Below are 9769 nucleotides of genomic sequence, written 5' to 3' on the forward strand. Positions count from 1 at the left end.
ACCAGTCATCTGGAGAACCCCCTATGACGCTTTCCCATCACGTCGCGCTCATCACCAGCGATGAGCAAGCCCTGATCGTCGCCAGCGACCTGGCCGAAGATTTCAAACGCGACAGCGCGATCCGCGACCGCGAACGCCGCCTGCCATTGGCCGAGCTCGAAGTGTTTTCCCGCTCCGGCCTGTGGGGCATCAGCGTGCCAAAAGAATATGGCGGCGCGGGCGTATCCAACGTCACCCTGGCCAAAGTCATCGCCCTGATTGCGCAGGCCGACGGTTCACTCGGGCAAATTCCGCAGAACCATTTCTACGCACTGGAAGTGCTGCGCGTGAATGGCAGCGATGAACAGAAACAACGTCTGTACGCCGAGGTCCTCGCCGGTCAACGCTTCGGCAATGCGCTGGCGGAACTGGGCACCAAAACCGCTCACGACCGTGTCACCCGTCTCAAACGCGACGGCGCTGGTTATCGCATCAACGGTCGCAAGTTCTACTCGACCGGGGCGATTTACGCGCAGCGCATTCCGACGTCGGTGGTCGATGAAAACGGCGTACAGCAACTGGCCTTCGTCCCGCGCGAGAGCAAGGGCCTGACGGTGATCGACGACTGGAGCGGCTTCGGCCAGCGCACCACTGGCAGTGGCTCGGTGGTGTTCGAAGATGTCTATGTAGCGGCTGAAGATGTGCTGCCGTTCCAGAGCGTTTTCGAACGCCCGACCACGGTCGGCCCGCTGGCGCAGATTCTCCACGCCGCGATCGACACCGGCATTGCCCGCGCCGCTTTCGAAGATGCCTTGCATTTCGTGCGCAGCAAGACCCGTCCGTGGATCGATTCCGGCAACGACAAGGCCACCGAAGATCCACTCACATTGAAGAGCTTCGGCCACTTGAGCATTCGGTTGCACGCCACCGAAGCCTTGCTCGAACGTGCCGGCGAAATCCTCGATGCCGCGCAAGCCGAAACCAACGCCGAAACCGTCGCCGCCGCATCGATTGCAGTTGCCGAAGCGCGGGCGATCAGTACGGAAATTTCCCTCGCCGCCGGCAGCACCCTGTTCGAACTGGCCGGCAGCCAGGCGACGCTGAGTGAACACGGCCTCGACCGCCACTGGCGCAACGCCCGAGTGCATACCCTGCATGACCCAGTGCGCTGGAAATATCACGCAGTTGGCAATTATTACCTCAACGACGAAAACCCTCCGCTGCGAGGGACGATCTGATGAGCGCTGCGAAAAAGAAAATTCTGCTCAATGCGTTCAACATGAACTGCATCGGCCATATCAATCACGGCCTGTGGACGCATCCGCGCGACACTTCGACCCGCTACAACACGATCGAATACTGGACCGAACTGGCGCAGTTGCTTGAGCGTGGATTGTTCGATGGCTTGTTCATCGCTGACATCGTCGGCGTCTACGACGTCTACCAGAACTCGGTGGACGTCACGCTGAAAGAGTCGATCCAGTTGCCGGTCAACGATCCGCTGCTGCTGGTTTCAGCGATGGCCGCCGTCACCAGAAACCTCGGCTTTGGCCTGACTGCCAATCTCACTTACGAGCCGCCGTATCTGTTCGCCCGACGCATGTCGACGCTCGATCATCTGAGTCGCGGCCGGGTCGGCTGGAACATCGTCACCGGTTACCTGGACAGCGCCGCCAAAGCCATGGGCCTGCGCGAACAGGTCGAACATGACCGCCGCTACGACCAGGCCGAAGAATATCTGCAGGTCTTGTACAAGCTCTGGGAAGGCAGCTGGGAAAACGGCGCGGTGCTCAACGACCGCGAGCAGCGCATCTACGCCAATCCGGAAAAAGTGCACAAGGTCGAGCACAAGGGCGAGTTCTATCAGGTCGAGGGTTATCACCTCTGCGAGCCGTCACCGCAGCGCACGCCGGTATTGTTCCAAGCCGGCAGCTCCGATCGCGGCTTGCTCTTCGCCGGGCGTCACGCCGAATGCGTGTTCATCAGCGGCCAGAACAAACCATCGACCAAAGTGCAGGTCGACAAGGTCCGTGCCAGCGCGGTCGAAGCCGGGCGCAATCCTCAAGACATCAAGGTATTCATGGGCCTCAATGTGATCGTCGGCGCCACCGAAGAAGCGGCGTGGGCCAAGCATGCCGAGTACCTGAGCTACGCCAGCGCCGAGGCCGGCGTGGCGCATTTTTCCGCCTCCACCGGCATCGACTTTGCCCAGTACGAAATCGACGAACCGATCCAGTACGTGAAGAGCAACGCGATTCAGTCGGCGACAAAAAACCTGCAGAACAACGACTGGACCCGGCGCAAATTGCTCGACCAGCACGCCCTCGGTGGTCGTTACATCACCGTGGTCGGCTCGCCCGAGCAGGTAGCGGATGAACTCGAATCGTGGATCGCCGAGACCGGTCTGGACGGCTTCAACCTGACCCGCATCGTCACCCCGGAAAGCTATGTCGATTTCATCGAACTGGTGATTCCCGAGTTGCAGCGGCGCGGCTCGTACAAGACTGCGTATGAGGGCGGGACCTTACGCGAGAAGTTGTTTCACGGTGAGGCGCAGTTGCCTGAGCAACATGCCGGCTCTTCGTACCGACGCTAAAAGCATCGCTGGCAAGCCAGCTCCCACAAGGGTCTGCGGCGCACACAAAACCTGTGGGAGCTGGCTTGCCAGCGATGAGGCCACAACAGGCACCACAAATCTTATGCACTGACTGGAAAACTCATCATGACCAAGAAAACCCTCTCCCACCCAGTCAAAGCACTGGCTCTGGCCTTCGGCCTGTTCAGCTCGGCGGTATTCGCTGCGGATGCGCCGCTGAAAATCGGCACCACCGCCGCTTTTGCCATCCCGCTGGAAGCCGCCGTCGAAGAGGCCGCCAAACAGGGCCTGCAAGTCGAACTGGTGGAATTCACCGACTGGATCGCGCCCAACGTCAGCCTCGCCGCTGGCGACATCGATGTGAATTACTTCCAGCACATCCCGTTCCTGGAAAACGCCAAAGCCGCGTCCGGTTTCGATCTGGTGCCATTCGCTCCTGGGATCATTAACAACGTCGGTCTGTATTCGAAGAAATACAAAAGTTTCGATGAACTGCCCGAAGGCGCCAGCGTCGCCATCGCCAACGACCCGATCAACAGCGGACGCGGTTTGCAATTGCTCGCCAAGGCCGGGTTGATCACCCTGAAACCGGGCGTCGGCTACAAAGCCACCGAGGACGACATCGTCGCCAATCCGAAGAACATCAGGATCCTGCAGGTCGAAGCCGTGCAACTGGTGCGCGCGTATGACGACGCCGATCTGGTCCAGGGTTATCCAGCCTATATCCGCTTGGCGAAGACCTTCGATGCCGGCTCGGCACTGCTGTTCGACGGTCTCGATCACAAGGAATACGTGATCCAGTTCGTCATCCAGCCGAAGAGCAAAACCGACCCGCGCCTGATCAAGTTCGTCGACATCTATCAGCATTCGCCGGCCGTTCGCGCGGCACTGGACAAGGCCCACGGCAAGCTCTATCAGGCCGGCTGGGAAAGCTGAACATGACCGCAGCGATCCAACGGCGACTGGAGCTTCCAGAGCCACACAATGCTGAAAAAACCGAGCTGCACCCCGAGTTGAATCGCGCCCACGTACGCTTTATTGGCGTGGGCAAAACCTACAACGGCCGGCAAGGACCTGTCGCGGCCTTGCAGGGCATCGACCTGGCGATTCAGCGTGGTGAAGTGTTCGGCATCATCGGCCGCAGCGGCGCCGGCAAGTCGTCGCTGATCCGCACGATCAATCGCCTGGAACAGCCGACTTCAGGACGCGTGCTGATCGATCAGGTCGATATCGGCGAGTTCGATGAAGACCGTCTCGTCGCTCTGCGCCGGCGTATCGGCATGATCTTCCAGCACTTCAATCTGATGTCGGCCAAGACCGTCTGGCAGAACGTCGAGTTGCCACTGAAAGTCGCCGGCGTGCCGAAGGAACAGCGCGACAACAAGGTGCGCGAACTGCTCGAACTCGTCGGCCTGCAAAGCAAGCACAAGGCCTACCCGGCACAACTCTCCGGTGGGCAGAAACAGCGTGTCGGCATCGCCCGTGCGCTGGTGCATGACCCGGACATTCTGCTCTGCGATGAAGCTACATCGGCGCTCGATCCGGAGACCACTCAGTCTATCCTCGGACTGTTGCGCGAGATCAACAAACGCCTCGGCCTGACCATTGTGCTGATCACTCATGAGATGGCGGTGATTCGCGAGATATGCGACCGCGTCGTCGTGCTCGAGCATGGCCATGTGGTCGAGCAAGGCCCGGTGTGGCAAGTGTTCGGCAATCCGCAGCACGAGGTCAGCCAGACCTTGCTCGCGCCGCTGCAACACGCCTTGCCGGAAGAATTGCAAAGCCGTTTGCAGGCGCAATCCACGGCTTCTGATGCAGCGGTGGTGTTGCGTTTGCAGTTCACCGGCAGTGCCGCTGATGAGCCGGATCTGGCTGCATTATTTGCGGCATTGGGTGGCCAAGTGAAGCTGCTTCAGGGCGGCGTGGAAAGGATTCAGGGACACGCGCTGGGGCAGCTGTTGCTGGCCGTCAGCGGCTCGGCATTCAGCGCTGAGCAATTGCGCGAACGCGCCGGGCAATGGGCGCAACGAGTGGAGGTATTGGGCTATGTGGTTTGATCGCTTGCTGCAGGGTTTTATCGACACCTTCCTGATGGTTGGCGTGTCGTCGTTGATCGCGCTGCTGGCGGGGATTCCCATGGCGGTGATTCTGGTCACCAGTGACAAGGGCGGGATCTATGAGGCGCCGCTGTTGAACCGTGCGCTGGGCGCCTTGGTCAATCTGTTCCGCTCGATCCCGTTCCTGATTCTGATGGTTGCGCTGATTCCGTTTACCCGCCTGATCGTCGGCACCACCTATGGCGTGTGGGCCGCTGTGGTACCGCTGACAATCGCCGCAACGCCCTTCTTCGCGCGGATCGCCGAAGTGAGTCTGCGCGAGGTCGATCATGGTCTGATCGAAGCCGCGCAGGCCATGGGTTGCCGGCGCTGGCATATCGTCTGGCATGTGCTGCTGCCCGAGGCGCTGCCGGGGATTGTCGGCGGTTTCACCATCACCCTGGTGACGATGATCAATTCGTCGGCCATGGCTGGGGCAATTGGTGCTGGTGGGCTGGGGGATATAGCTTACCGCTACGGCTATCAGCGCTTCGACAGCCAGATCATGTTGACGGTGATTGTCTTGCTGGTGGCGTTGGTGGCGGTGATTCAGTTGGGTGGGGATCGGTTGGCGCGGGGGTTGAACAAGCGGTGAAGCAGACTCTTTGCTTCCGATGGCTGGGACGCCAGCGCCCACCATCGGATGCGAACTGGTGGCGCTACTGTGAGTGTTCACCCGACATAACCTGGAGTAATCGAATTTTTTTTCAGAAAAGCCCGGGTATTTCCCTGATCAAGCGTGTTTTCCATGTTTTCTCTTGTCTGAAAAATCAGACTCGTCATGTCTTTCCACTTCACGCTGTTATGAGATTGCCACTCCACATACTCATCAGGCGAAGCCAGACCCGTTTCGACACCCGACATAATCCTTGTCAATACTTGCCACGTTTTGGATTGCATTTGGTGAAACACTGGATACAGATTTCCAAATGAAGCCAGATTATTGATTGAAGGCTTCAGATCAAAGCTGTCGACTCCGGTCAACGTCATATATTTACGTGACTCATCTTTCAGATGGAAGGCAGCAGCCCCATAGGCTGAAGCGCCACCCGCGCTGGCCAGACCTGCAGAGAGTTTCAAAGCCCCATAAACAGGCCTGAAATCCCCATTGAATTTCGGATGATCTAGCGAGCCATACTCTTTTATTATTCTGGAAGGGGAATGAGCATAGTCAAACATGCCCATTTCGAAACCATCCCGGATCTCCGTTGCAAAACCTGGTTTAACCCCTTGATGCCACATATTCATGAGGCCATCACCTTCTAGATCAGGGATGCTTTCCGGATTGATATTGAAAGTCAGTTTCGCCCTGGATATGACATCGACAGCGGCTTCCAGCAATTCATCCGCAGCCACATCGCTCTGGATGCGCGCCAGCTTTTTAATTTTGCCAATGGCAGAACTCTTATCCGTGTCCTTTCTAGCCATGATGCTGGGGAGCAAATGCAATTTGAAATGGGCCCTGCGCGCATGCTCCGCGTCACTTTCGCCGCTCAAAACGCTACTCAAACCTCTGACCGTCCCCTGTTCATCAACGAAAATCAGCGGACTATTTCCTAGCATTGCGTAAAGATTGATTCCATCGATATCTCGGCCAGGATCGGGACTTGTCCAGCGTTGTAACCACGGCGCGTAATAACGATATCCATAATAGTAAAGACCGGTCGCTTCCCGCTCTTTGCCTGAGTAGCGAATCGTTTTGTTTTTCACCGTCAATGAATTCTTACCCGCCCAGCACGCCGTGCCACCAAACGGGTAATAGTGCTCCTGAGTCAAAATCCCCGCACCATCATCCAATTCCAGCGTGCTGGAACCAAGATGATCATTGAGGCTGTAACGCAGTTGGTCGCTTTCCACCCCGCTTGGCCAGTGCAGCAGTCGTACCTGATTGCGCCCGGTGTCGACACTGAAGACATGTCGCTCGACACCATCGACTTCGCGATGAATCTCAAGCCCCGGCAGATAACGAAGTTCTACCGTCAGCTTCTGACCGGACGCTTGGCTGACAGTCATTTTACGCAACCGATGGCCCGGCTCGTCGTAGCCATAACACTCGTAGTCATCGCTTTCATTCGGACGTTTCAGCAACACAACCCGGCTCAACTCATTGCGTACGTTCCAGCACATGGCCTGACCACGTTGCAACTCCAACTGATTACCCGCCGCATCAAATCCCTGCGCTATCTCCGCTTCCCCGGGCAAGGAACCATCGTCGCGCTGCATCAAGCTTCGGTTGCTGCGATGGGAGGTGTACATCGCAAAACCCGGCGCACCGCTGTGGTGGCGAGTGATCAGGTTGCCCGCTGCATCGTAGTCGAATTTCTGCGTGTAGTTGCGCCGTTGATTAGGATCCAGCGGCGTTGGGAGCAGCTCCGGCAAGGCCGGGCCATGACTGGGCTGGCTGACTTCCCAGCCGCTGGCCTCGACCAGTTGATAAAGGCTGTCGTAGCGATACCGACTGACCGGATCGATGCGCTGACTGTTGAACCAGGACACGACTTGAGTCTTGTCTTCCAGGCTGATGATGTTGCCCACCGGATCGTAGACGTAATTCAGATCCTGCAACGGAGGGTGCGTGCCGACACTGGCGAGCAGTCTGAGCAACCGGCCGTCATCGCGGCTGTATTCGGCGCGGGCGATCACGCCGTTGCCGGCCGTTTCGCTTTCGATCTGACCCTGCGCGTTGTAGCGAATCGCGCTGACCAGGCACTTCGGCTGCCTGCCCTCGCCGGCCTGCAACAGCCAGGTCGCGCAAGCTTGCCCGGCGATGTTGTAATGCTGGGTCCGGAGGTTGCCTACCGCGTCGGTGTGATGCTGCAACTCGCCGGTTGGAGTGAAAGTCTGCCGGGTGACGTAGGTTGTTTCCTCGAGATAGTCATCCCGCCGGTCGGGTTCGAGTGGCCAGTCAGGCGTCTCGAGCTCGATCAAAAAGCGTCGCGACTCAACCATCACTGCGCCAGCGAGGCCGTAGCCATCGAAATGCCGATTGCCGGCCGGGTCGTCGTGGCGGATTGGTCGACCGCACTGGTTGTGCTGTGCGTGATCATCGGTGGCTTTTGCATAGGTCCAGCGCTCGACCACGTGAGGCTGCCCGTCGTGCGCCTGCTCGGTGAGGGCTAGCGGTCGCTGCAGATCATCGTATCGGCGGTGACTCTGACTGCCCCGGGCATCCCAACCAGAACACATCGAGCCCGCTTCATTCAACAGCCGCACCTGCCAACCGGCGTCGACGCTGTCTGCGAGTAAGTCTTGACCGCTCAATGCGTAGAGTGTGGCCAGATTCGGCTTGGGCGCAACGCCGTACAAACGCGGATCCCACGACGCTACCTGACGCCCCGCCTCATCAAAGATCTGCCGGGTGATGCGCGATTCGATGTCGGCTTTATCCGGGTGTCGGCAATAGGCAACGCTGCGAACCACCAGTGCGCGCGGGTCAATGACCGACAAGGTCGGAGTGGCGGTGTCATGGCGGGTATTCACGGCTACGCGAGTCCCTGATGTCTATACGCCGAGACTGAACCAGTTTTCTCCATCCCGATACTGTAAGAACTACCAGTTGCATTCAGGTTTGCGCACCCATGCGGTCATTCAGACGGGCTGGCGCGTGGACTGAATAAGCGCTAAGGTCGATGGCGGCAGGTGGCCATCAATCAGGCCCTTGTGATCGCGATATCTTAGGCAACGCCCTTCGCAAAAATCAGATGCTTCCTACACCACTTTTGTCGTTTCGCCAGCCCGAACCACGGGGGTTTGCAGGACGATTCCTAGAATATTTTGCCCGCTTGTACCCGAAATATCCTGTAGCTAATCTCCGGTCGTCACTGTTTTGCGGTGACTGGATTCAGTTGTCCGGCCGGCGACTGATCCGCGTGCAGCCGCCGTCCTGCTCGTTTAGTCGCGAAATGGTTGGCTCCCACTTGAAGTCAGGAGTTTACCCATGGAAAAAAATCTTGCCGATCCGCCACTCAGCCTTACCTCAAGCAAGCGGTTCACCGAGGATTTGCTCAAGGATCGCTCTGCACTGTGCCGCGCCGTCGACTCGCATCTGGCCGGCAATCAGGTCACGTTGGCGGGACAGAAACGCGTTTACAGCATCAGCGAAGATGTGACGCTGGAGGACGCCCAACTGTATGTTGCCGATCTGCTGCGCTGCGCTTCGGTGACCGTCCATCAATGCGGTGACCAGCTCGGGGGCGCGGATCGGGCCATGGTGTTCTCGGTCTGGCATCTGCTGGAAATGGCCAAGGCGATGATGGACCGCTCGATCGATTGTCTGGGAGCGAAGCAGCACTGAAGCCTGGCACCCATTGCCGCCTGCACTGGCCCCAGCGCAGGCGGCGTTTTTTTGCCGGTGAAAAGGCTTATAGTCCGCCCTCACGCCGCCAATACAGCATCGATCATGAAGCAAACGCCCAGCGACCTCGAACAGATCACCGCCACCACCCTTGGTCACTACAACTCGGTGGCCGAGGATTTCCGTGAAGGCACTCGCGACCACGATGTCAGCCAGAATATCGAGGCCTTGCTGCGTCACATTCACGGTGAAGCACCTTTCACGATTCTCGATTTCGGCTGCGGGCCGGGGCGGGATTTGCAAACCTTCACGCGCATGGGCCACGTCGCGATCGGCCTCGATGGCTCGCAGGAGTTCGCGCGCATGGCCCGCGAAGACAGCGGTTGCGAAGTCTGGCAGCAGGACTTTCTCAAGCTTGATCTGCCGGCCGAGCGCTTCGACGGCATTTTCGCCAACGCCGTGCTGTTTCATGTGCCGCTGCAGGTGTTGCCGCAAGTGCTACGGCAACTGCACGGCACCTTGAAACCGGGTGGAGTGCTGTTCAGTTCCAATCCGCGTGGCGACAACCAAGAGGGCTGGAACGGGCCGCGCTACGGCTCGTATCACGATCTCGAGGCCTGGCGCGGGTTGCTGACGGCGGCGGGGTTTGTCGAGCTGGAGCATTATTACCGCCCCGCCGGGTTGCCGCGTGAGCAGCAGCCTTGGCTGGCGAGCGTGTGGCGTCGAGTTGATTGAAGATCAAAAGATCGCAGCCTTCGGTAGCTCCTACGTTGGAATGCGTTTCCCTGTAGGCGCTGCCGA

At 58.7% G+C, this 9769-nt stretch carries 8 protein-coding genes; 7 read left to right on the forward strand and 1 reads right to left on the reverse strand.

Going from position 1 to position 9769, the window contains the following annotated elements:
* The first annotated feature begins 23 nt into the window (after positions 1-23).
* The 5 genes from ACV8MC_RS05490 (at position 24) to ACV8MC_RS05510 (ending at position 5269) form a co-directional block, all read left to right on the forward strand.
* Complete coding sequence (locus tag ACV8MC_RS05490) at positions 24-1217, forward strand: SfnB family sulfur acquisition oxidoreductase (RefSeq protein ID WP_457264692.1); 1194 nt, start codon at positions 24-26, stop codon at positions 1215-1217.
* Entirely contained in the window at positions 1217-2575 is a 1359-nt protein-coding gene (locus ACV8MC_RS05495) for an LLM class flavin-dependent oxidoreductase (protein ID WP_252877236.1), read from the forward strand. Before ACV8MC_RS05490 ends, ACV8MC_RS05495 begins: the two co-directional genes overlap by 1 nt.
* Positions 2576-2701: 126 nt before the next feature.
* The gene (locus ACV8MC_RS05500; RefSeq protein ID WP_122881289.1) at positions 2702-3511 is read left to right on the forward strand and encodes a MetQ/NlpA family ABC transporter substrate-binding protein; all 810 of its coding nucleotides are present in this window, start codon (positions 2702-2704) and stop codon (positions 3509-3511) included.
* A gap of 2 nt (positions 3512-3513) precedes the next feature.
* Positions 3514-4635 (forward strand): methionine ABC transporter ATP-binding protein, encoded by a 1122-nt coding sequence (locus ACV8MC_RS05505; protein ID WP_252877234.1) that lies wholly within the window; start codon positions 3514-3516, stop codon positions 4633-4635.
* Complete coding sequence (locus ACV8MC_RS05510; RefSeq protein WP_150741789.1) at positions 4625-5269, forward strand: methionine ABC transporter permease; 645 nt, start codon at positions 4625-4627, stop codon at positions 5267-5269. Before ACV8MC_RS05505 ends, ACV8MC_RS05510 begins: the two co-directional genes overlap by 11 nt.
* A gap of 77 nt (positions 5270-5346) precedes the next feature.
* Here the strand turns inward: ACV8MC_RS05510 and ACV8MC_RS05515 are convergent, their stop codons facing one another.
* Positions 5347-8154, reverse strand: a complete 2808-nt coding sequence (locus ACV8MC_RS05515) for an RHS repeat domain-containing protein (RefSeq protein ID WP_457264696.1) — start codon at positions 8152-8154, stop codon at positions 5347-5349.
* 457 nt (positions 8155-8611) lie between these two features.
* On the opposite strand from ACV8MC_RS05515, the gene ACV8MC_RS05520 reads away from it, so the two are divergent.
* Positions 8612-8968 carry a DUF6124 family protein gene (locus ACV8MC_RS05520; protein WP_041477463.1) on the forward strand — a complete coding sequence of 119 codons (357 nt, stop codon included), beginning with the start codon at positions 8612-8614 and terminating at the stop codon, positions 8966-8968.
* A 105-nt stretch (positions 8969-9073) separates the two neighbouring features.
* On the forward strand, positions 9074-9703 hold the full coding sequence (locus tag ACV8MC_RS05525; RefSeq protein WP_056787053.1) for a class I SAM-dependent methyltransferase: 630 nt from the start codon (positions 9074-9076) through the stop codon (positions 9701-9703).
* The last annotated feature ends 66 nt before the right edge of the window (positions 9704-9769 follow it).

This window comes from Pseudomonas sp. PK-RTE-24 (genome assembly GCF_054052265.1).

Bases quoted from the DNA above. Each gene is read 5' to 3' on its own strand.
- ACV8MC_RS05525 (WP_056787053.1), top strand. From the start codon at position 9,074: ATGAAGCAAACGCCCAGCGACCTCGAACAGATCACCGCCACCACCCTT.
- ACV8MC_RS05520 (WP_041477463.1), top strand. From the start codon at position 8,612: ATGGAAAAAAATCTTGCCGATCCGCCACTCAGCCTTACCTCAAGCAAG.
- ACV8MC_RS05490 (WP_457264692.1), top strand. From the start codon at position 24: ATGACGCTTTCCCATCACGTCGCGCTCATCACCAGCGATGAGCAAGCC.
- ACV8MC_RS05505 (WP_252877234.1), top strand. From the start codon at position 3,514: ATGACCGCAGCGATCCAACGGCGACTGGAGCTTCCAGAGCCACACAAT.
- ACV8MC_RS05500 (WP_122881289.1), top strand. From the start codon at position 2,702: ATGACCAAGAAAACCCTCTCCCACCCAGTCAAAGCACTGGCTCTGGCC.
- ACV8MC_RS05510 (WP_150741789.1), top strand. From the start codon at position 4,625: ATGTGGTTTGATCGCTTGCTGCAGGGTTTTATCGACACCTTCCTGATG.
- ACV8MC_RS05495 (WP_252877236.1), top strand. From the start codon at position 1,217: ATGAGCGCTGCGAAAAAGAAAATTCTGCTCAATGCGTTCAACATGAAC.